The organism is Nostoc sp. LEGE 12454 (assembly GCF_056620565.1).
This window is the reverse complement of record NZ_JBWQXL010000002.1, coordinates 75,071-95,388: the sequence shown is the minus strand read 5'-3', so window position 1 is coordinate 95,388 and position 20,318 is coordinate 75,071. Positions and strand designations below refer to the sequence as shown.

22 protein-coding genes are annotated in these 20,318 nt (G+C 42.6%); 12 read left to right on the top strand and 10 right to left on the bottom strand.

Features of this window, described 5'->3' with window-relative positions; translation table 11 throughout:
* Positions 1 to 71: 71 nt before the first annotated feature.
* The 4 genes from AC1F2U_RS02560 to AC1F2U_RS02545 all read left to right on the top strand — a co-directional run bounded on the left by AC1F2U_RS02560 (position 72) and on the right by AC1F2U_RS02545 (position 3,949).
* Positions 72 to 1,586, top strand: coding sequence for a thioredoxin-like domain-containing protein (locus tag AC1F2U_RS02560; RefSeq protein WP_480259713.1), 1,515 nt, complete (start codon positions 72 to 74; stop codon positions 1,584 to 1,586).
* 441 nt (positions 1,587 to 2,027) lie between these two features.
* On the top strand, positions 2,028 to 2,408 hold the full coding sequence (locus tag AC1F2U_RS02555; RefSeq protein ID WP_480259712.1) for a KGK domain-containing protein: 381 nt from the start codon (positions 2,028 to 2,030) through the stop codon (positions 2,406 to 2,408).
* 19 nt (positions 2,409 to 2,427) lie between these two features.
* Positions 2,428 to 2,778 (top strand): DUF952 domain-containing protein, encoded by a 351-nt coding sequence (locus AC1F2U_RS02550; RefSeq protein ID WP_480259711.1) that lies wholly within the window; start codon positions 2,428 to 2,430, stop codon positions 2,776 to 2,778.
* Between the two features lie 253 nt (positions 2,779 to 3,031).
* Positions 3,032 to 3,949, top strand: coding sequence for an RluA family pseudouridine synthase (locus AC1F2U_RS02545; RefSeq protein WP_480259954.1), 918 nt, complete (start codon positions 3,032 to 3,034; stop codon positions 3,947 to 3,949).
* A 200-nt stretch (positions 3,950 to 4,149) separates the two neighbouring features.
* Here AC1F2U_RS02545 and AC1F2U_RS02540 read toward each other — a convergent pair whose 3' ends face one another.
* The 3 genes from AC1F2U_RS02540 to AC1F2U_RS02530 form a co-directional block, all read right to left on the bottom strand.
* Positions 4,150 to 4,917 carry a phycobilisome rod-core linker polypeptide gene (locus AC1F2U_RS02540; RefSeq protein WP_480259710.1) on the bottom strand — a complete coding sequence of 256 codons (768 nt, stop codon included), beginning with the start codon at positions 4,915 to 4,917 and terminating at the stop codon, positions 4,150 to 4,152.
* Between the two features lie 432 nt (positions 4,918 to 5,349).
* Positions 5,350 to 5,892 (bottom strand): hypothetical protein, encoded by a 543-nt coding sequence (locus tag AC1F2U_RS02535; RefSeq protein ID WP_480259709.1) that lies wholly within the window; start codon positions 5,890 to 5,892, stop codon positions 5,350 to 5,352.
* Complete coding sequence (locus AC1F2U_RS02530; RefSeq protein WP_480259708.1) at positions 5,893 to 6,501, bottom strand: phycobiliprotein lyase; 609 nt, start codon at positions 6,499 to 6,501, stop codon at positions 5,893 to 5,895.
* Between the two features lie 302 nt (positions 6,502 to 6,803).
* Between AC1F2U_RS02530 and AC1F2U_RS02525 the strand changes: the two genes are divergently transcribed.
* From AC1F2U_RS02525 to AC1F2U_RS02510, 4 genes are all read left to right on the top strand, one after another.
* Positions 6,804 to 6,974 carry an NblA/ycf18 family protein gene (locus tag AC1F2U_RS02525; RefSeq protein WP_242060871.1) on the top strand — a complete coding sequence of 57 codons (171 nt, stop codon included), beginning with the start codon at positions 6,804 to 6,806 and terminating at the stop codon, positions 6,972 to 6,974.
* 278 nt (positions 6,975 to 7,252) lie between these two features.
* On the top strand, positions 7,253 to 7,810 hold the full coding sequence (locus AC1F2U_RS02520; RefSeq protein ID WP_480259707.1) for a bleomycin hydrolase: 558 nt from the start codon (positions 7,253 to 7,255) through the stop codon (positions 7,808 to 7,810).
* Positions 7,811 to 7,888: 78 nt separating this feature from the next.
* Positions 7,889 to 8,383: a globin family protein gene (locus AC1F2U_RS02515; protein WP_194041190.1), complete on the top strand. Its 495-nt coding sequence runs from the start codon at positions 7,889 to 7,891 to the stop codon at positions 8,381 to 8,383.
* 219 nt (positions 8,384 to 8,602) lie between these two features.
* Positions 8,603 to 9,208: a HEAT repeat domain-containing protein gene (locus AC1F2U_RS02510; RefSeq protein WP_480259706.1), complete on the top strand. Its 606-nt coding sequence runs from the start codon at positions 8,603 to 8,605 to the stop codon at positions 9,206 to 9,208.
* Positions 9,209 to 9,258: 50 nt separating this feature from the next.
* On the opposite strand, the gene AC1F2U_RS02505 is transcribed toward AC1F2U_RS02510, so the two are convergent.
* From AC1F2U_RS02505 to AC1F2U_RS02490, 4 genes are all read right to left on the bottom strand, one after another.
* Positions 9,259 to 9,657 (bottom strand): helix-turn-helix domain-containing protein, encoded by a 399-nt coding sequence (locus AC1F2U_RS02505; protein ID WP_480259705.1) that lies wholly within the window; start codon positions 9,655 to 9,657, stop codon positions 9,259 to 9,261.
* Positions 9,641 to 9,940 carry a type II toxin-antitoxin system HigB family toxin gene (locus AC1F2U_RS02500; protein WP_480259704.1) on the bottom strand — a complete coding sequence of 100 codons (300 nt, stop codon included), beginning with the start codon at positions 9,938 to 9,940 and terminating at the stop codon, positions 9,641 to 9,643. Before AC1F2U_RS02500 ends, AC1F2U_RS02505 begins: the two co-directional genes overlap by 17 nt.
* Positions 9,941 to 10,045: 105 nt before the next feature.
* The gene (locus AC1F2U_RS02495) at positions 10,046 to 10,954 is read right to left on the bottom strand and encodes a HEAT repeat domain-containing protein (RefSeq protein WP_480259703.1); all 909 of its coding nucleotides are present in this window, start codon (positions 10,952 to 10,954) and stop codon (positions 10,046 to 10,048) included.
* A 32-nt stretch (positions 10,955 to 10,986) separates the two neighbouring features.
* Positions 10,987 to 11,226 carry a hypothetical protein gene (locus tag AC1F2U_RS02490; RefSeq protein ID WP_480259702.1) on the bottom strand — a complete coding sequence of 80 codons (240 nt, stop codon included), beginning with the start codon at positions 11,224 to 11,226 and terminating at the stop codon, positions 10,987 to 10,989.
* Positions 11,227 to 11,617: 391 nt separating this feature from the next.
* Between AC1F2U_RS02490 and AC1F2U_RS02485 the strand changes: the two genes are divergently transcribed.
* Positions 11,618 to 11,800, top strand: coding sequence for a hypothetical protein (locus AC1F2U_RS02485; protein WP_480259701.1), 183 nt, complete (start codon positions 11,618 to 11,620; stop codon positions 11,798 to 11,800).
* A 195-nt stretch (positions 11,801 to 11,995) separates the two neighbouring features.
* On the top strand, positions 11,996 to 13,264 hold the full coding sequence (locus AC1F2U_RS02480; protein ID WP_480259700.1) for a HEAT repeat domain-containing protein: 1,269 nt from the start codon (positions 11,996 to 11,998) through the stop codon (positions 13,262 to 13,264).
* Positions 13,265 to 13,299: 35 nt separating this feature from the next.
* On the opposite strand, the gene AC1F2U_RS02475 is transcribed toward AC1F2U_RS02480, so the two are convergent.
* The 3 genes from AC1F2U_RS02475 to hemC form a co-directional block, all read right to left on the bottom strand.
* Complete coding sequence (locus tag AC1F2U_RS02475; RefSeq protein WP_480259699.1) at positions 13,300 to 13,860, bottom strand: sugar O-acetyltransferase; 561 nt, start codon at positions 13,858 to 13,860, stop codon at positions 13,300 to 13,302.
* Positions 13,861 to 14,068: 208 nt separating this feature from the next.
* Positions 14,069 to 15,508, bottom strand: a complete 1,440-nt coding sequence (gene glgA / locus AC1F2U_RS02470; RefSeq protein WP_480259698.1) for a glycogen synthase GlgA — start codon at positions 15,506 to 15,508, stop codon at positions 14,069 to 14,071.
* Positions 15,509 to 15,645: 137 nt separating this feature from the next.
* On the bottom strand, positions 15,646 to 16,617 hold the full coding sequence (gene hemC / locus AC1F2U_RS02465; RefSeq protein ID WP_480259697.1) for a hydroxymethylbilane synthase: 972 nt from the start codon (positions 16,615 to 16,617) through the stop codon (positions 15,646 to 15,648).
* An 888-nt stretch (positions 16,618 to 17,505) separates the two neighbouring features.
* On the opposite strand from hemC, the gene AC1F2U_RS02460 reads away from it, so the two are divergent.
* Positions 17,506 to 18,969 (top strand): efflux RND transporter periplasmic adaptor subunit, encoded by a 1,464-nt coding sequence (locus AC1F2U_RS02460; RefSeq protein ID WP_480259696.1) that lies wholly within the window; start codon positions 17,506 to 17,508, stop codon positions 18,967 to 18,969.
* A gap of 112 nt (positions 18,970 to 19,081) precedes the next feature.
* The gene (locus tag AC1F2U_RS02455) at positions 19,082 to 20,257 is read left to right on the top strand and encodes an ABC transporter permease (RefSeq protein ID WP_480259695.1); all 1,176 of its coding nucleotides are present in this window, start codon (positions 19,082 to 19,084) and stop codon (positions 20,255 to 20,257) included.
* Positions 20,258 to 20,318: the final 61 nt, after the last annotated feature.

Here is a 20,318-nt window from a genome sequence, read left to right as displayed (position 1 = left end):
ACAAGCATTATTTAAATTATTAAAAATAATAACCATTCGTCTCGGCAAATACTAAAAGTCAGGAATATTTTATGATTCCCCGTGTCAGAGCGCCAGAATTACCAACAAATTACTCTTGGCTCAATACCGAGAAACCCTTATTTCTTAAACAACTCAAGGGTAGAGTCGTAATTTTAGACTTTTGGACATACTGCTGCATCAATTGTCTGCATATTCTGCCAAATCTAAAATATTTAGAACAAAAATATAAAGATAGCCTTACTGTTATCGGCGTTCACTCTGCTAAATTCGACAACGAAAAGGAAACAGAAAATATTCGCCAAGCTATCCTGCGCTACGATATTGAACATCCAGTTGTAGTTGACAGGGGCTTTCGGATTTGGGAAGAGTATGCTGTGCGTGCTTGGCCTACATTAATAATTATCGATCCAGAAGGTTACGCAATCGGCCAGATTTCTGGTGAAGGAAACCGTGACACTTTAGATGAGTTGATTCAAAAATTAATTCAGCAACACCAAGAGAAAGGCACAATTAATTTCCAAGAAATCAGCTTGACTTTAGAAAAACAGCGTCAACCATTAATCACACCTTTAGCTTTTCCTGGTAAAGTTTTAGCTACCCAAGCAGGTTTATTTATCGCTGACTCTGGACATCACCGCCTGGTTGTGAGTAGCTTTGATGGAGAAATTCTGCACTTAATTGGTACCGGAAAATCTGGCTTAACTGATGGTGCTTTTAATGAAGCGCAATTTTTTGCACCGCAAGGAATGGCTTATGATGCCGAAAATCAGATTCTTTATGCTGCTGATACAGAAAATCATGCGCTGCGGCGAGTTGATTTAAAGCACCAGGTAGTTGAAACTATTGCGGGGACTGGCGAACAAAGTCGCAATATCCATCCTCATGGCGGTGCTGGTTTAGAAACCGCGCTAAATTCCCTTTGGGATTTAGTGAAAGTGGGAAATACCCTATTTATTGCAATGGCTGGGCCGCATCAAATTTGGCAAATGGATTTAGAAACTGGCATCATCAAAACTTATGCTGGTACTGGTGCAGAAGCGTGTATTGATGGTTCACTTACTGAATCTGCTTTTGCTCAACCTAGTGGTATTACTAATAATGGGCCAGAATTATATATTGCTGACAGTGAAGTTAGTTCAATTCGTGGTGTGGGAATTGTCGAACCGTATCAAGTAAGAACTGTTTGCGGTAGTGGCGGTTTATTTGGGTTTGGCGATGTAGATGGACAAAGTGAAGATGTCCGTTTACAACACTGTTTAGGAGTGGAATACGCGCAGAATTTTTTGTGGGTCGCAGATACTTATAACCATAAAATTAAATTAGTTAGCCCCAGTGGGAATTGTCAAACAGTTTTGGGAGATGGTTCTGCGGGTTTACAAGATGGTCAAGGTAAAAATACTCGTTTTTTTGAACCTTCAGGATTGAGTACTAGAAATTCATATCTATATATTGCTGATACTAATAACCACGCTATCCGCCGCGTAGATTTGGATACTTTTGAGGTGACAACGCTAGAATTTATTGGGTTATGTGCGCCGGATATTTGTATTCCACATAATTTATAAAATGATACTCTCATATATATCTGTATAGCTTTTATAAGGGGTGCATCCGAGTTTTTATTTTTTAATGATGAAATAATTGTCATTGCGTTCGTATAGGTCTCGTAGAGAGGAGGAACGACGTTCGCAATGACATACAAAAAAGTGGGATGCTCCCTTTTATAAGTACCTTTGTATGGTATTTTCAATAATACTCTTTTAGAGTGATAACTTAATATTTTTAATAGCTTTTTATTCAGTATTTTTACTAGAGTTACACTAAAAGTTTTAAATTATAATCTGATGTTGAGGTAAACAAAAAAGCAACTAATACAAATCTTAGTTTACAGTATAGGCATTGATATAGGAATCCAACTTTAATTTTAAAAACATACTAAGATTTAAATGTATGTCCAGCAAGGATTTCTCTGTAAAATTTGTTCAAAAATCAAATATTATTCCTATATGGAAAATAAATTTATTCTTTTAGAGTGTGGAGATGATGTCATTTGTTTTGAGAAAAATACTTTTAAAGTAAGTAAACTGAGAGAGCTAGTTATACGAGAAATTGTAAATAAATGGCGGCGGGAAATTTGCACATATAAAACTAAAATTAATAATGATTCCGTTGATAGTTTATTTGGTAGTATCTCTGCTGGAGACGAGTCCATACCCTTTAGTGAAATTAAACTAAATGCTGTCAAAGATTGTCAGTTTCTTAAAATCGACGGTAAAGGTTGGCAGAAAGGAAAATTAGAAATTCAGATATTTATATATCCTAATAGCCATAAGCCAAATAATGTATGTCTTGAATTTTATCCCGATGAATCTATTAATATAGAATAATAATATTAATACAAATAACATGAACACTATTCTCCACATTACCAAACGCCAGCAATGGGAACAAGCAAAAAATCTCGGTAGATATCGCGCTGATTCTTTAGATAGTGAAGGTTTTATACATTGTTCAAAATCTACGCAAATACTCAAGGTTGCAAAGAGGTTTTTTGATAATCAAAAAGAATTAGTACTACTTTTTATTGATTCTGAAAAAGTCCAAGCTGAAATTCGCTATGAACCTGCTGAAATAGGAGAATTATTTCCTCACATTTATGGTGAGTTAAATATTGATGCTGTGTATCAAGTGATTGACTTTGAAGTAGGGGAAGATGGTTTATTTGAGTTACCGCAAGAAGTTATAGATTTAGAATAACGAACCACTTCTCTGCGAGAGGCTTGTCTGCGACACGCGGCGCGAACGCCAAGAATGCTGAAGAGGAAAGACGAGAAGCCATTTAAAGCATTCCGCGCTTTACTTAAAGAACGGGAATTAATCTAGAGCAATTGTGACCGAATTTAATTTACAAATCCAAGAAAATAGCGATCGCTTTGCCAACGCCAAGGGCGAACGCTTGTCAACTCTACTTGAAGATGCTAAACCTAGCTTGCTTCCCCTTAAGAGTACGATACACTGCGTCAACACCAAAGGCGATCGCCTCGACCGTTACCTTTCCCAAGAATTACCAGACTTATCCCGTTCCCGCATCCAACAGTTAATTGAACAGGGTAATGTCCAACTTAACGACAAAGTTTGTACATCCAAGAAGATCAATGTCAAGCTAGGCGATCGCATCACTCTCGAAATACCAGAAGTTCAACCTTTAGAACTACAAGCCGAAGACATCCCCTTAGATATCCTTTACGAAGACGACCAGTTACTTATTCTCAACAAACCCGCAGGCTTGGTTGTCCATCCTGCGCCCGGTCATCCAAATGGCACTTTAGTAAATGCCTTATTGGCTCACTGCCCCAATTTACCAGGAATTGGCGGAGTTCAACGTCCAGGAATTGTCCATCGATTGGATAAGGATACTACGGGTGCGATCGCGATCGCTAAAACAGATATTGCCCATCATCATCTACAAGCACAACTGAAAGCAAAAACTGCACGACGAGAATACTTGGGCATAGTTTACGGTGCGCCAAAAACGGAAAGTGGCACTATCGACTTGCCTATTGGTCGCCATCCCCAAGACCGCAAAAAAATGGCTGTTATGCCTGTCGAACAAGGCGGACGAGTCGCCGTTACTCACTGGAAAGTATTAGAACGTCTTGGTAACTTCACCTTAATTCACTTTCAATTAGAAACTGGACGCACCCATCAAATTCGTGTCCACAGCAGCAAAATTGGTCATCCGATTGTCGGCGACCCAGTTTATAGTTCTGGCCATTCAGTGGGAGTAAATTTACCTGGTCAAGCATTACACGCTTGGCGACTCAAATTGCAGCATCCCCTATCTGAGGAGTTGATTGAGGTGACAGCTACTCCTCCCGCTCACTTTATAAAACTTTTGGAGATGCTAAAAAGACGAACTACACTTTAAGCTCATCCACGCTTGAATCTAACCCCGTTTTAAATACATCAAGCATTGATAAAAAACCATTAACAACTAGCGTGCATTAGACATGGGATAGAGTCTGTTTCACTTAGTTATATCTAAATAAAACTCCTACATAACCCAAGACTTATGCACGCTATAAAACCATCAAATGGATGTACTAGCCAGCCACCGACCAAAAATCGTTATTTAATTCCTGCCAGTTGCCGATAAGGTACAGACTTTTCGATATCGATGTTGTATGGCGAGATCCGTTGTGGAGCATTGCCAGTTGCATTGATATTTTGTGCCATACCCAAGAATAGAGATGGATCTCCAGCCTTTGCTTTTTGCTCTTGTGGAAGGAATCTGCGTACTTCGACCTGCCAAATGATTTGGGGGAAACCCAATTTGGCACGGTGATAATCTTCGTATCGCGGAGATTTGATGTTGAATGGCAACTCACCCTGAGATTGAGATGGGAGTATCCGACGGCGCTGATAAGGCACTGTGGAGTATCCAAAATTGCTCAGGTACTCTTCAGTGTTGAGCACTTCATCAATAAACCCTACAATACCCTTGGTAGCGACTACAATTGACCAGGCGATTTTTTCCCGCTCGTTGTATGGATCGCGTCCTAGAACCCGCTGAATTACTTGCTCAACAAAGCGATAATTATTGTTGAGGTCGTAGAAGCTTTTCTTAAAGGTATTGGAAAGCACCAATCCACGAATAAAGTCCCGTACTGTAATTTGTCCATTACGGAGTTGAGACTCTAAATATGTTTCGCGATCGGCAGCAAAGGCATAGAAGAAAATTTGACGATATGCTGCTTCGATCAGATCGCCTAAATCTGATGGAGACAGGATATTGTCTGTAGTAAAAATCCTGGGCTGTTCATCACCCGGTACTTCATATCCAGCTACACGCTGGTTTTGACTTGAAGGTTCATATTCTAACAGAGGAAGTGGCACTCTAAAGCCTCCATGTTCTTAATTAAAGTTAACAACTTTTAATCACATATTAAGGGAGCAATTGTATCAGAATTTCAGATTCTGATAAAATTTCACGAAACTTAACTAAGGGGATTTTAAGTATTCGTAGGATAAATGATTAGGCTGTTGGATTCAACCCATAGCTAATCAATAAACAGGGAGTTGATCTTGCCAGCTTAATAACTACGTAAATGACTAAAAATTTTATTCACATATTTTAGATTAGGAGATTCAGTTTCACCTTTTTGAACTGAAGCAATAATTTTTAACATTTAGCAAAAGAAATTAATTGGGCATTGGGCATAAGAGGCAGAGAGGAAAATTTACTGCAACTTTCTCTGCTCCCCTGCTCCTCTGCTCCTCTGCTCCTCTGCTCCCCTGCTCCCCTGCTCCCCTGCCTCCCTCGGCGACTCAGCGACCTATCCAAAACTCCAGGGGATCTATGGTTGATTTACAGTAAGGCCAGCTACGCAAAGTTACTTCCATTCCTGCCTCCCAGTAGGGTGGTTCCAATCCCAGCCCTAAGCATAGATGAGATAGGATGGTAGCAAACTGCTCATTGTGACCAAACTCTCCTAGATGGGCATGGGCGTATTCATGGACAACTACACCAAACCAGTCTTTAGGTGCAACTCGACCAACATCTACCAGAATAGTGATTGGGTTTGTGAGAATGTTGCACAGCCCATCTATGCCAAAAGATTGAGCTATGGGGACTGCAAAAATTTGGATATGGCGACGCTCTTGGGGATGAAAACACTGATGACAAACTTCTAAATAGGTGTTGATCTGAGCGTTCACAGCGTTAATATTCTCACCGATCCAAGTGCAAATGGGAATGCGATCGCGCAGGTTATCAAACACATCCACCATACCCGGTTCTAGGGCAAGTCCCTGTACCAGACGCAGATAATCTTGCCCACGAGTAAAAGCATCGCTCTGCTTGAGAATCATTCACCAGCCCAAAACTGAATAAAACTGTCTTTTTTCTAAAATATCCGCTCCTTGTCTTTGTGTTACTTCTTCTGAGCTAGAAGCCTCAACAGAAGTTTCAATGCGGCTTTCGCTACAAAACGATGCGGTGCTAAAGCCGCCAAACCTTTTAACTGTACTGGTTCTTAGTCGCATATTTGGGCTGGCGAACCAGAATCGCTCAATGGAACTCATTGTTTCATATTCGGTTGTCAACACTAGTCCATCTTCATCATCCATGTGAAAAAGACCAACTACAGGCACTATTTCGGCATAACCTCTTTCGCGGAGTAATTTGCCTTGCCTTGGGTTATCGCCATCAGGCACGATCGCAAATATGGTTTTCCCCTGATGATTCTCCTCATCCTCTCGATCCCAAGCCATTGTCCCTAGCCAACGCACACGCGAGCCACCGACTGAAAGGCTGGGGTCAATCTCATGATAGCGGCACAATTCAATGATTTCGGGATGATCGGCATCGAGAGTTTCTACCTGTATATCCGATTCTCCTATCTCTGAGCGCTTGAACGCCAGATGATGAGTTGCACGTTGCGATCGCCACTTACCAGCACTTAGCTGAAAAAATTCCATTGCGTCTATCAATCTTCTGACTCCTACTTATTACTCCTGCGGATGATGTTTTACGAGTTCTTTCTTTTTAGAGTAGTTGGTATATAAACATTCTAAACATTACAGCGATTAGTGGTCAGGTTCAATAAATACCCTAGAAAGGGAGAGATAGACATGTTGTCATCTAATTGTAAATTTTTATGAGCACAGTTTTATATGGCTTGACAATGTAGACATTTTAATATCCGAATGCTACACTAGTAAAAAGCGATCGTCTTCCACTAACAACAAATACCTTTCGATTCAGTCAATCACAGGAGTGAATGATGGACTTTCCAGTCGAATTAACTTTAGAACAACAGTTTCGCTTACAAAATTTGAAAGACCAGGTAAAAAATTTGAGTCAACAAGAGGCTCAAGAATTTTTACTAGAAGTTTTACGGCAGATGATGGTGAAAGATAATTTGGTCAAACATCTCCTAAAACAAGCTTGATCGACTAAAAAACAAAATTTTTTCCTTAAGACTTACGCAATGGGAGGTTCCATCAAAATGCGTAAGTCTTAATTTTTTTTGCTCAATTTCGGCTAAATCTTGATTTTTTGATCGGGAAAGCCAAATATAGGTAAATATTACAGATTATTACTTTGTCTCTCATAGTAAAGACTAGGGTACTATCGATCCCCTATGTTTTTGTTTGGCTACTCGCAGTTAATCTGATCGAGAACACGCCAAAAATAATATCCGCCATTTGTGAATATTAAGGAGAACTCATGGTTCTTGATGCTTTTTCCAGAGCTGTAATTGCGGCTGATGCCAAAACCGCTCCTATCGGTGGTGCTGACTTGGCAGCCCTGAAGTCTTTCATCGCTGAAGGCAACAAGCGCCTTGATGCAGTGAATGCGATCGCCAGCAACGCTAGCTGTGCGGTTTCTGATGCCATTGCTGGGATTGCTTGTGAAAACTCAGGTTTGATTCAATCTGGTGGTAACTTGTATCCTACTCGTCGGATGGCTGCTTGCTTGCGTGATGCTGAAATCGTTCTGCGTTATGTAACTTATGCGTTATTAGCTGGTGATTCTTCCGTATTAGACGATCGTGCTTTGAACGGTTTGAAAGAAACCTACACAGCTTTGGGCGTACCCACTGGCTCTTCTGTACGGGCTTTCCAAATCCTGAAGGCTATCAGTGTCGCTCACATCACCAATACCAACACTGAAGCTAACGCTGGTAAAAAATTCCGCAAACAAGAAGTTGTTCAAGGCGACTGCTCTGCTCTAGCTGCTGAAGCTGCTAGTTACTTCGATCGCGTTATTTCTGCTTTGAGCTAATCGCTCATGGCTAAAGGCTATTAGCCAAGCAAACTGAAATTAAAACTCGATCAAATCAAATCTGGAGTATAAAAAGCAATGAAATCAGTTATCACTACAGTTATTGGATCTGCTGATGCAGCAGGTCGTTTTCCAACCACCTCCGATCTAGAATCAGTTCAAGGTAGCATTCAGCGTGCTACAGCCCGTCTAGAAGCTGCTGAAAAGCTAGCTTCTGGTATCGATGCCGTAGCTAAGGAAGCTTATGATGCTGCCTTCAAGAAATATCCTTACTTGAGCCAAGAAGGTGAAGCTGGCGACACTCAAGTTAAAAAAGACAAGTGCTTGCGCGACATCAAGCACTACTTACGCTTGATCAACTACAGCTTGGTTGTGGGCGGTACTGGCCCTCTCGATGAGTGGGGTATTGCAGGTGCTCGCGAAGTTTATCGCTCTTTGAATCTGCCCACCGCTCCTTACGTTACCGCGATGACTTATACTCGCGATCGCGCTTGCGCTCCTCGCGACTTCTCTCCTCAAGCGTTGGTTGAGTTCCGCAATCTCCTCGACTACGTAATCAACTCCCTTTCATAGTCATCAGGATTGACTAGACGTAGACGAGCGATCGTCATACTCTAAAACTTAGGGACTCTCAGTCTGTTGCTTTGCCTGTATCAGGTTGGGTGATTGACCAAGAGTCCCTCTGTTGTTAATAATTCGTAATGACGCTCCTACGTCGCTAACGCTGCGCTAACGTAATTCGTAATTCGTAATTATTGAACTTGGGGGATTTAAACAGGGAAATTTTCTTTTATGACAATAGATTCTCTATTTGCACAGTTAAAACACCCCAATCCCAATTTGCGGGAACGAGCCATGTGGGAACTGGCTAATGTCCATGATGAAAATACCATTCCTCGGCTGATGGGTATTTTAGATGAAGAAGATGTCACTTATCGTCGAGCTGCGGTAAAAGCACTGGGTGCTATTGGGACAGATGCTGTTCCGCTACTGGTAGAGTCATTAGTAAATAGTGATAATGCAACCATTCGGGGTAGTTGTGCTAAAGCTCTAGCACAGGTTGCTGCTAATCATCCTGACGTTCCCTTCCCGAATGAGGGTTTACAGGGATTGCAAACAGCGCTCAATGACCCAAATCCCGTTGTTTATATTGCATCAGTAATGGCACTGGGTGAGATTGGATCTCCTGCCTTTGAGATTTTGGCTGAAGCTTTGAAAACAATAGATAATGTGGCGGTAGCTGTGGCGATCGTCAATGCACTCGGTTCGATGGGCGATATCCGCGGGGTGGAAGTGCTGACGGCATTGACAAATGATGAATCTGTCGATCCATATATTCGAGAGTCAGCGGTAAGCGCTTTGCCCCGATTAGATCAAGTGATTAAATATAACCGATAGTAGCGATCGCTCTTACAACTACTTTTATCAATCTCAATAGGGCAGATACATTAGATGAACAGACTGGGTTTCACCTTGAAGTACTCTCCAAGTGCTTTAGCTTGTGCCTTACTAATCGACCGCTTACCGTTCACAACCTCAGATATCACGCCGCTCGACCCGATGATGCCCACCAAGTCCGCTTGACGGGTGCAACTGACTTCCATAATGTGTTGGAGAATTTCATGCGGTGCAGATTCATCCATTGGATAGTTCTGTGCCTCATACGCTTCAACCAGGGTTACTATCAACTTATGCAGAGCTTGCTCTTCTGGAGTCCGGTTTTTGCAAAATGTTAGGCGCTCTGCTATTGCTAGGGCGCGATCGTACTCTTCTTCCGTCTCAATCACCTTGGGAGCGACTTCAGCTAGTAAATTACTATAAGCAGTTTGGTCAAAAGTAAGGGTCATTTTTCCATTTACCTTTGTTATATTCGGCATGAGTTAGAAAGTATTTGTAATAAACCGTTTGGTTTTCGTAGTCAATACCAACAATCAGACGATATTCATTCCCTTTGATGTTAAAGACAGTAAAATTTCCAACCGCTTCAGCATCCCGATAAATCTGACGAACGTCCTCCAAATTCTGCCATTCCACTTTGTTGACGGTTGCGTACCAGTTGTCAACTTGCTTTTTAACATCAGGGTACTGGGCAGCATCAATGCGGAGGTTACGAATCGCAATCAGATGCATTTGTCTCTACGTTGTTTGTCTATATTCATCAATCAACGAAAAACTAATTCCTGCTTAAATACTCTCAAAAAGAGAGGATAATGTCAAGTTGGAAATTTCATCGCCTTACTCCCAAGTTTCTTCCTCTAACTGCCTCTCAATTTGAGAAATCGCCAACTTAATCACTGCTTGAACCCCCGCTTCTTTTTCCTCAGTTAATGCAGCTTGCAGGGGTTCTAAAGCAGCACCGTCGCCAATCTTCATCAATGCCAGAGCCGCTGCTTTTCGGGTTTCCCAATCGGGATGATGTAGTAATTCAACAAGGCTAGGAATTGCCGAACGATAGGTCAGGCTACCCAAAGCTGCTGCGGCTTCACACCTGACAATTTCAGATGGGTCGTTGAGGGCATTAATTAAAATATTAAATGCTCCATCTTGAGTGCCTTCTTGAGCAATTTTAGCGATCGCACCCACTACCGCAGCCCGAACTTCAGCCGAGTCGGAGTTAATCTCTCGATATAAATGCTCTTTCGCCTCTGCCCCAATAAATCCTAACGCCCATACAGCATGACCTTTGGCACTTTCTGGATACTCGGTTGACGCTAAGATTTTCAGCAATGCTGGTACAGCTGCCTCACCTATTTTGGCAAGCCCCCCCACCGACGAGGTTTTGACCACCATATCCTCATCATTTAAGAGGGCATTGACCAAAGTCGGAACTGCGATCGGGTCAGCGATTAGTGTCAAGGTTTTAGCACTGGCTCTCCGCACAACTGGGTTGGGATGATTTGCCACAGCTTCCATCAATAAAGGGGTCGCTGGTTTGCCGATTTTGCCCAAAGCCTCTGCAAAACTCAACCTAACCATGCCTCGTGAGTCTCCCATACTCTCAACCATCCGCTTTAGTAGCTCTTGGTCATCCGAGTTGAAGGTGTTTAAGCTTAATTGCTCACTCACCGCTTTAAATAAAGCGTCAGTTTCTGCATGGGACAGATTTAACGAATCTGCCCCGGATTGAGTTTCGGAGTTGAGCATATAATCTCTAGCTAAATTATCAAGATAAATGACTAGTTGCTGCCACTCAGGGCAGCCTGTTGATTGCGGAGTTCTTGGAGGGCAGAATCAATCTTGGCAAGCTCAGGCTCTAGTTTTGCCATAACGCTTACTCTCATCAACTTAGCCCGTTTTGCCGTTTCCGTAGTTTCTTGAACTAGACGTTCCCGATATTGCTCAAGTTCTGCAATCACTTCTGCTACATCTTGAGCAGTGACGTTATCGGTTGTTGTGAGTTCTGAGGTTTCATCCATAAGTTTTGTTTCCTAAATATGTGTTTATATGAATGATGTGCGATCGGTGCTCCAAAAAATGTTTGTATTTGGTTACTCGCTAAAGAGCAACATTTAGCTATTACATAAAACTGAACAATTAGCAAGAGGCAACTGAACTAATAGCTGATAAATGCACATATTATGATCTTCTCAGATCGCGTTACCACTGGTAAAGCTTTTTGATGTAAATCTTCAAAAGTTTAACCCAACTACATTTCTGATAAGTCTTTTAAGCTTTCTTAGATTGCAAGTGTGTAGGCGTAGCATAGTTTAGCAGTTTGCAAAAACTACTTAAGATGTTTGCTCCAGTGGTAAAACGCCTCCCCACAAGTATAAGCAGTTGCTATCTTAAACATTCAGGAAAAAGATCGTGGAAACGACAAGAAACAACCCACTAGATATACGCCATATTAGCCCTAACGTAAGAGAGCTAATTAAGCAATACGCTGCTGTAAATCACTGTACGCAGGCGGAAATGCTAGAGCGTATTGTTTTAGAATGGAACACCCAACAAAGTGACAGCGAACGACCATCAGGAGATGAGGATGAATAGCTCTTTTTGTATAGTTTTTTGAGGGCGATGATGCGGTTTTTTGGTTTGTTTGGCTCTACCTCGGCCAAACGTTGTTATTTTGTACTCGCCTCGTCTGGGCTTCATCTTCCCAGTCCTTAATCACTAGTAGCCAGTCCCTAGTACGATAGTAAAAGTGACTTCAAAGCAATTATCCAAGAGCCATTTTATAGATCAATGGATAAACGTTTTTTTAAAATGTTTGGGCTAACAGAAGAAGAAGCGATCGCAATTATTGATACCCCATTAGAACAACTCGAAGACGCTTCTGATAAGTATATTGCTGTTTCCCATTTAATTAACTTCCCGACTGAGCAATCGATTGCGGCTTTGGTGCGGGCGATTGAAACTAGTAACCCTGATGAGTTAGACCACCGCATTGTCCGACGCAAAGCTGTGGAAAGTCTGGGGCGATTGCAGGCACAATCAGCTTTACCTGTAATTCGGCAATGTCTTAAAGATGATGATATTTATACTGTTGAAAATACCGTGTGGACGATCGGAGAAATCGGGACTAAAGATCCAGAAATTCTCGAAGAGGTGGCGCAACTCCTTGATAAACCAGGCCAAATTTATCGAGTCATTATCCACACTCTAGCTAACGCTGATTACCGTCCGTCTCTTGAACGTATTCGGAAATTTACCCAAGTTGAGGATGAACCTACTCGTAGTGCGGCGCTCGCTACAGTTTGTCGATTCACGGGTGACTACTCCCAAATTACTGAGGTAATGGCACTACTGCAAAGTTCCAGCGTCAATGCACGACGCGGTTGCATTCAAGATTTGATTGATTCCCGCTACTACAAAGCCATCCCAGAAATCGCCCGTTGTCCTGTATCTTTGGTGTTCCGGTTACGAGCATTGCGGATGCTTTTGGATGCAGGGGTTCCCAATGGTGAAATTACCTTTACAGAAATTCAACCTTACTTAGAGCAAGTACTCTACGATCGTCCCAACGACCTCGATCTAGTACATGAGTATGATGCTACCCCTGTTCTAGATTTTGTGATTAACGAACTCTACGAAACCGATTTTGGACGTTGCTATTTAGCAACAAAAACCTTACTAGATATCTATCCACAGGAAGCACCCCAAGCACTTGAAGTAACTTATGGCGACAAAGCATATAACGACTATGGCGCTCATTATCATGTGATGAAACTTTTCGGCTGGCTAAAATATGCTCCCGCCTACGATTTATTAATAGAAAACCTGCACAACCGCGAACCCCAGTTTCAAAAATCTCGTGCTGCGTGTGCGATCGCTCTTGGTGAATTGGGCGATTCACGAGCGATTCCTGAACTCAAAATTTGCCTGAATACACCGATTTGGGATTTGAAATACGCTTGTTTATTAGCAATAGACTGCTTAGGAGACTCGTCTGGTCGAGAAATTTGTGCTGGCGATCGTGATTGGTTAATTAGGGCGAAAGCAACAAGTACTTAATAGTTAGAAGTTAGAATTCAGGAGTTATATTAAGCCTAGATATCCGTTAGTTCCCGGATAACACGGCAGGGGTTGCCGGCAGCTAACACCCCGGCGGGAATATCGTGAATGACTACGCTGCCCGCGCCGATGACGCACCCCGAACCGATTGTCACGCCCGGACAAATGACAGCCGCGCCGCCAACCCACACGTCAGAGCCGATCTCGACCGACTTGCCGAACTCCTGCTGGCGGCGCAACTTTGCGTTAAGCGGATGGGTGGCAGTATAGATCTGCACCCCTGGACCGAACAATGTGTAATCTCCGATTTTCACCTGGCAGACATCGAGCACGAGGCAGTTGAAGTTGAAGAAGCACTTCTTCCCGATCAGTATGTTGAACCCGTAGTCGCAGAAGAATGGCGACTGTATCCATACGTCCTCGCCTCCTGCGCCCAATAGTTCTTGGAGGATGCGCTGACGCTCCTGCTGTTGGGAAAAGCGCATGGCATTGAGGTCTTGACACAAGTCCCGCGCCCGGTCGCGAGCGCGGACTAGTTCGGGGTCAAGCTTGTTATACAGCTCTCCCGCCAACATCTTCTCGCGTTCACTAAGCACAATAACGCCTCTTTACAGCAGATTGCAGGTTCATGAAGTAAAATACTAAATCGGATTTCAATTTCAGTAGACCGAAAAGTTTTGCGTTAGCGGAGCTCGCGTTCGCGTAGCGTCTCGCAATAAAGGTATCGCCCGAATCCATAACTAGCAACTTGAGTCATTCAAAGTTAGGAGTAGAAACGCACATCTGTACGCCTCTACTGGCTGTTTAGGACTTGCTATTGGTGACTGCTTCGTTTAAAACTAACTTTGGTTCTGGTGTCTCCTCTTCTTCTGGCAAACCGAAAATTGACCTGTACAACTTCACGTACTCTTTAGCAGATTGATACCAACTAAAATCTTCACTCATACCCCGTTTTTGTAGTTCTTGCCATTGCGGTTTGAAACGGAAGCCTTCCCAAGCTCTGATCATACAAGTGAAAAGGTCTAGCGGTTCATAGCGATCGAAGCAATAACCAGTACCGGCAGCATTTTCAGGATCGTGATGGGTTACGGTGTCCACTAATCCACCTGTGCGGCGGACAATGGGTACAGAACCGTAGCGCAAAGCCATCATTTGGCTAATACCGCATGGTTCAAAACGGCTGGGCATCAAAAAGGCATCAGTACCAGCGTAGATCCGGCGAGACAAGGCATCGTTATACAGTAAGTAAGTTGCCATGCGTCCGGGGAAACGGGATGCTAATTGCCACATCTGAGTTTCATAGTAGCGATCGCCTGTCCCCAACAGCACAAACTGGGCATCTGTATAAGATAGGAAGCGATCGAGGATTTGCAATATCAAATCAATCCCTTTTTGTTCCACTAATCGGGTAACAATCCCAATAAAAAAGGCTTTGGAATTAACTTCTAATCCTAATTCTTGTTGCAAAGCAATTTTATTAGCTTTGCGTTTTTCTAAAGTATCAGCAGTAAAGGTTTGCTCAATATATTTGTCATTTTCTGGGTTATATACCTCAGTATCAATACCGTTGATAATCCCAGATAATTTACCGCTAATAAAGGACAGCAAACCTTCTAATGTTTCACCGTAAGTAGCTGTCTTGATTTGCTCGGCGTATGTAGGCGAAACTGTATTTACCTTATTGGCAAATTGTACTGCCGCCGCCATGACGTTGTGTCCTTGCATATACCAAGGACACCAAGTAATTTTCTCTAAATACCAACGCCACGGCCCTTGATAAGCCAGGTTATGGATGGTAAACACTGTGGTGATATCAGGATCTTGGTGCATCCATACGGGAATCATTCCTGTATGCCAATCGTGACAATGGATAACATCTGGTTTCCAGTAATTCCAAGCAAACTCGGCTGCACCATTAGCAAACAATGTGAACCGCCAATCTTCATCATCTCCAGAATAAATGCGGCGCGGCATGAAGGACGGATGTCCAAATAAATACAAGGGAACATCAGTACCAGGCAGAACACTTTCGTATACTGCAAAGTGCTGGAACATGGCATCTCCCCACCAGATCGGTTCTTGGGGAATTTCCATTTTGTCTGGCAGGAAGCCGTAGTAAGGCAAGAATATCCGCACATCATGCCCCATTTCTCTCAGGACTTTGGGTAATGCCCCGACAACATCACCCATTCCTCCTACTTTCGCAACTGGTGCTGCCTCTGCTGCAACAAATAGAATCCGCATGGTAATTTTTGTTTCCCTGAGTCTATATTGTCAAATTAACTTTCTGAAATTCCGCTCAACGCGAATTGTCGCGTCTGGCACATATTTAGTGCAACGGCGATCAATTCTTATCTAATCACATTGGCTTGCCCAATTGCTTAGGAACCGCGCTGAATCACCGCAAAAATTTCTGATAAAATTTCTTGCGCTCCCTGTTGCCGCAATAGTTCTGCTAGTTCTGTGCCTAGTGCTTCGGCGTTGTTGGCAAGTCCGGTGACGGTATCTTTGACGAACTTTTGACCATCTACACTGGCGACAATCCCGGTTAAAGTTAAATTTTCACCAGATATTTCTGTATTTACACCGATAGGTACTTGACATCCACCCTCTAGAGAACGGAGAAAAGATCGTTCAGCGAGACAGCGATCGCGTGTTTCGGTATGTTCAATTGCTTTGAGTAAAGATAACACTTCACTATCATCAGCACGACATTCTATCCCTAAAGCACCTTGTCCAACGGCGTGGAGGGAGATTTCTTTGGGTAAGATTTGATGAACGCGATCGCCCATTCCCAATCTCTCTAATCCTGCTGCTGCCAAAATCAAAGCATCGTATTCGCCTGCATCCAGTTTTGCTAACCGTGTAATCAAGTTTCCCCGCACATCCTTAAAGGTAAAGTGAGGAAAATGATGGCGCAACTGTGCTAAACGTCTCAGAGAAGATGTACCAATTACCGCACCTTCTGGCAACGTATCGATTTGTTTATCTTTGTGCTTTTCATGCACCACTAATGCATCTGCTGGGTTTTCTCGCTCAGTAATTGCTGCTAACGTCAACCCTTCTGGTAAGTGAGTCGGCAGATCCTTAAGAGAATGAACTGCAAAGTCAATCTCTTGATCGATCATTCCGAGTTCAAGTTCTTTAGTAAAAAGTCCTTTATCGCCAATCTTAGCTAATGCTACATCCAAGATTTTATCGCCTTGGGTAGACATGGTGTGGACTTCAAAAGTGATATCAGGAAAGGATTTCTGGAGCTGCTCTTGTACCCAGTAGGTCTGAACCAGAGCAAGTTGGCTTTTGCGCGAACCAATCCGAATAGTGCGTGGGGGACTAGAAACAACTGAAGTCATAAAACAATATATCAAAGGAGGCGATAAATTCACTCTCATCTAGACTACCGTAGTCAGGGACTCATGCGAATTTTGGGTTTTGGATTTTGGATTTTGGATTACAATTCTTTACCAAAAGCTTGTTTGTGAAATCTCAAATAATACTAAGAAAGGTGGATTTAATAGAGTGCAAAACTTTGAATCTCGTAGGATACGTTAGATACGTAACGTACCACTCCTAACTAACAGTATTTTATAATACTGCCAACCTACACTATGCTACTTAGTAAAATTAGGGGTGTAGGGGAAAGAAAAGTTCATGCCCGGAGTGAGTTTAAAGCCCATGAAAAGAAAAAGATGTATTAAAAGACACGTAGTGTCCAGTGGGGTGTGGGGTAAGAAAAAAGCAAGAAAACTAGACTGCTTGAGTGCGAATATTAAGGAAACTCCAAAAAATAAATTATCCAATTTCACTTCTATCAAAACGCTCAAACTGCAACAGACGCGTAGGTTAAGAAGCTATATTGCGATCGCTTGCATTCAATCGCCATAATAAGAAGAAAGTTGGGAACATTTGTTTATTGCACTAAAATATGTCTGCTTAAATAGCCCATCACCTTGCGGGCATTGAGGTTGGTAGCACTAGCGATCGCTCTTTTTTACCAGCTAATTAAGGGCGATCGCTATCAGCATATAAAGAAAGTACCAATAGTCTTATGGTATACTTTTGCAAAGGTAATAATTATTATTTTTAATTCTTCGTTCTGGTGTTAGAGCAACTTGGGCAATGTTATTGTTATTACTCTGTTTAGTACCCCAACGGCGACGTTCTTAATACAGATCGACATTACCCAAAAGATTATTGACAAAAAGCAGATTATATAATCGCGCTCAAACTTATAACTCATAATGTATTTTCCCGGTAAAAGTAAAAAGAAATTTCAAACCGGAGTTAAATGGTTAGTTTGGTCTGCAATTCTAACTTTGGTAGGTATTGGTGGTTGGTTTATGTATATCAAAAGTTTCAATAAATCAACTCAAGCCGTAGTAGTACCTACGATAAGCGTAGACTCTGATGACGTAAAAATTACAATTAATGAGAGTGGCATCTTAGAATTGGGAAATCAAAAAGCCCTGAAGTCTCCTGGAGAAGTGACGATAGAAAGGGTGTTAATCAAACTGGGCGATCGTGTTAAGTCTGGTCAGCAATTAGTGATTTTTCGCAACCCAGAAGGACAAAAAAATCTTACTGATTCTGATTTAAGAATTCGCAAACAGGAACTCATCGTGGTACGCAGTCGGGAGAAAGTTGTGGAAGCGCAGAACAAGCTTGCCACAGAGCAAAAGGATCTGCAAGAGCCTGTAACACAAAAACAGCTAGAAATCCAAGAACAGGAGCTAAACTTAACACGTAGCCGCGATCAACTTGTTGATGCAAAAGAAAAACAAGTTGCGGCGATCAAGGAACTTCAGGATGTGGAAGTTTTGGCAGCAAAAGGCTTTATTTCGAGCAATGAACTCGAACAGCAACAAGAAAAAGTCCGTGAAACAAAATCTACTGTCAAACAGGCTGAATTAACAATCACTAGCGAAACGCTTAAACTCCAGCGTCTAAATTTGGAGTTGAAGCACCAAACAGAAGAGCAACAGAAGGTTGTGGATGCACACTCACAGTTGCGAGAAACTCTCTCAACACTTAATACTGAAAGTGAGGAACTCCGACGCCTACAAATAGAGAGACAAAATCTTCAGAAGGAACTACAAAAAAACATACTCACCGCACCCTTCGCTGGTAAAGTCCTTGATTTAAAAATTCAGGATGGGGACGGTGTAAAATCTGGTGATACGTTACTTACCTTAGGCGATCCGACGCAAGAAATTGTGAAACTAGAGCTAGTGACTCTAGATGCTGCCAAAGTCAAAATCAACCAACCAGTGCAGATCAAAGTTCTTGGTCCCAATGCTCAGGAATTTAGCGGACGAGTCACCAGCTTGTATCCCCAGGCGATTGGTTCTGGGGGCAGCGGATTAAGTTTTGGTTTATCAGGTTCAGCTAAAGTCCCCGCCACTATCAAGTTAGACAAACCTAGTGGTACTTTAATCCCTGGTAGCCAAGTCAGTGTTGAAATTATCGTACAGCAACGGCAGAAGGTAGTAGCTGTAAACATAGAAGCAATTCAACGCTCCGAACCAGAGCCTTTTGTCTGGGTACAGGACAACCAAGGCTTGGTTCAAAAGCGGAAAGTCACCCTTGGACTAGAAGGACCAACCAAGGTAGAAATAAAATCCGGCTTAAAACTAGGTGAAAAAATCATTCTTCCCCCACCTGAAATTGAACTTCAACCAGGAATGCCAGTTACAAAAATCCCATGAGTCCCCAATCACGGGGGCTTAGAGGTTTCCTGTGAGGTTGGAAAAAAAAGATGGCTTGAGATCGGGATCTCCCCCTCTTTTTATCTCATCTCCCCATCTCCCCATTCTGCTTATGAGCCTTTCTCCCCTAGACCTGATCAGACTCACCAGTAACTCACTACGTAGTAATCTACTGCGTTCTTTCCTTACCACCCTCGGCGTATTCATGGGTGTGGCGGCGGTGAATGCAACGCTACAAGTGGGTAGCATAAGTCGGGCGATGATTGCCAAGCAGTTGTCAGAAACAGAAGCGCCTCAAATCCTTGTTATTGTGCTGGGAGAACAAATCAGGGGGCCAAACTTAGAAGACATGGAATTCTTGCGCCAACGACTTAAAGGTTTGCAAGGAGTTAGTGCTTCTAGTTATGTGCCTTCTCAACAAGTTTCATTTTACGGTCGACAAGCCCAGCCTAATATACAGGCTGTTACCAAAGATTATTTGTTGACTTCAGGCCGAAAACTCAAAACAGGTCGCGCCTTTTCAACTGCTGATTTTGCCAACTACCGCTCCGTAGCGGTGATTGATGAATTTTTATCACAGCAACTTTTTCAAGGTCAAAATCCTATAGGTAAACTGATTTTTACTACAGCAAGACCCTGTTTGGTTGTGGGAGTCATGGAGAGCAAATCACAGATGAGTGGCGAGAAACCTACAGGTGCTTTACTGATGCCTATATCAACTTACAGCGCTATGACGGGCAAGCAAACTATTAACTCAATCTCAATACGTCCGCGAAACCTCGAAGACATGAAAAACATCAAAGAGCAGGCAGAAAAAATATTAAAGCAACGCTTTCCAGGTGGAGAAGTCTACGCTACAAGCAATGTGGAGGCAATCTTTAAGCAAAAAGAAACTTTAGATTTGGCAACGCAGGCACTAACTGTTGTGGGGGTAATCGCACTACTAATTGGCGGTGTGGGTATTGCCAATATTACCATAGCCGCCATCATTGAGCGGACTTCAGAAATTGGTTTAAGACGAGCGCTCGGTGCAACTAAAACTAACATTTTGTCGCAATTTATTTTGGAAGCAGCAATTTTAAGCCTGGTGGGGGGAATCGCCGCTATCATCACAGTATATAGTTTGACATTGATGGTTGTTAATGCGTTTGAGTTGCCTTACCAATTTGAGAGCGAAACCGCTGCATTATCATTGGGTGCAGCTTTAGTAGTAGGCGTAGGTGCTTGTTTTCTTCCCGCTTTACGCGCTAGTCAACTCGATCCAGTTAAAGCATTACGTGAGGCGTAAAAAATGAGCAAAAAGACAAGAAAAGCAATTCACAATTAGTAATTAGCAATCCGAAATGGTA

What these genes read in the sequence shown, in the direction of transcription:
- AC1F2U_RS02560 (WP_480259713.1), top strand. Translation starts at nt 72, where the DNA reads ATGATTCCCCGTGTCAGAGCGCCAGAATTACCAACAAATTACTCTTGG.
- AC1F2U_RS02555 (WP_480259712.1), top strand. Translation starts at nt 2,028, where the DNA reads ATGGAAAATAAATTTATTCTTTTAGAGTGTGGAGATGATGTCATTTGT.
- AC1F2U_RS02550 (WP_480259711.1), top strand. Translation starts at nt 2,428, where the DNA reads ATGAACACTATTCTCCACATTACCAAACGCCAGCAATGGGAACAAGCA.
- AC1F2U_RS02535 (WP_480259709.1), bottom strand. Translation starts at nt 5,892, where the DNA reads ATGATTCTCAAGCAGAGCGATGCTTTTACTCGTGGGCAAGATTATCTG.
- AC1F2U_RS02530 (WP_480259708.1), bottom strand. Translation starts at nt 6,501, where the DNA reads ATGGAATTTTTTCAGCTAAGTGCTGGTAAGTGGCGATCGCAACGTGCA.
- AC1F2U_RS02525 (WP_242060871.1), top strand. Translation starts at nt 6,804, where the DNA reads ATGATGGACTTTCCAGTCGAATTAACTTTAGAACAACAGTTTCGCTTA.
- AC1F2U_RS02520 (WP_480259707.1), top strand. Translation starts at nt 7,253, where the DNA reads ATGGTTCTTGATGCTTTTTCCAGAGCTGTAATTGCGGCTGATGCCAAA.
- AC1F2U_RS02515 (WP_194041190.1), top strand. Translation starts at nt 7,889, where the DNA reads ATGAAATCAGTTATCACTACAGTTATTGGATCTGCTGATGCAGCAGGT.
- AC1F2U_RS02510 (WP_480259706.1), top strand. Translation starts at nt 8,603, where the DNA reads ATGACAATAGATTCTCTATTTGCACAGTTAAAACACCCCAATCCCAAT.
- AC1F2U_RS02505 (WP_480259705.1), bottom strand. Translation starts at nt 9,657, where the DNA reads ATGACCCTTACTTTTGACCAAACTGCTTATAGTAATTTACTAGCTGAA.
- AC1F2U_RS02500 (WP_480259704.1), bottom strand. Translation starts at nt 9,940, where the DNA reads ATGCATCTGATTGCGATTCGTAACCTCCGCATTGATGCTGCCCAGTAC.
- AC1F2U_RS02495 (WP_480259703.1), bottom strand. Translation starts at nt 10,954, where the DNA reads ATGCTCAACTCCGAAACTCAATCCGGGGCAGATTCGTTAAATCTGTCC.
- AC1F2U_RS02490 (WP_480259702.1), bottom strand. Translation starts at nt 11,226, where the DNA reads ATGGATGAAACCTCAGAACTCACAACAACCGATAACGTCACTGCTCAA.
- AC1F2U_RS02480 (WP_480259700.1), top strand. Translation starts at nt 11,996, where the DNA reads ATGGATAAACGTTTTTTTAAAATGTTTGGGCTAACAGAAGAAGAAGCG.
- glgA (WP_480259698.1), bottom strand. Translation starts at nt 15,508, where the DNA reads ATGCGGATTCTATTTGTTGCAGCAGAGGCAGCACCAGTTGCGAAAGTA.
- hemC (WP_480259697.1), bottom strand. Translation starts at nt 16,617, where the DNA reads ATGACTTCAGTTGTTTCTAGTCCCCCACGCACTATTCGGATTGGTTCG.
- AC1F2U_RS02460 (WP_480259696.1), top strand. Translation starts at nt 17,506, where the DNA reads ATGTATTTTCCCGGTAAAAGTAAAAAGAAATTTCAAACCGGAGTTAAA.
- AC1F2U_RS02455 (WP_480259695.1), top strand. Translation starts at nt 19,082, where the DNA reads ATGAGCCTTTCTCCCCTAGACCTGATCAGACTCACCAGTAACTCACTA.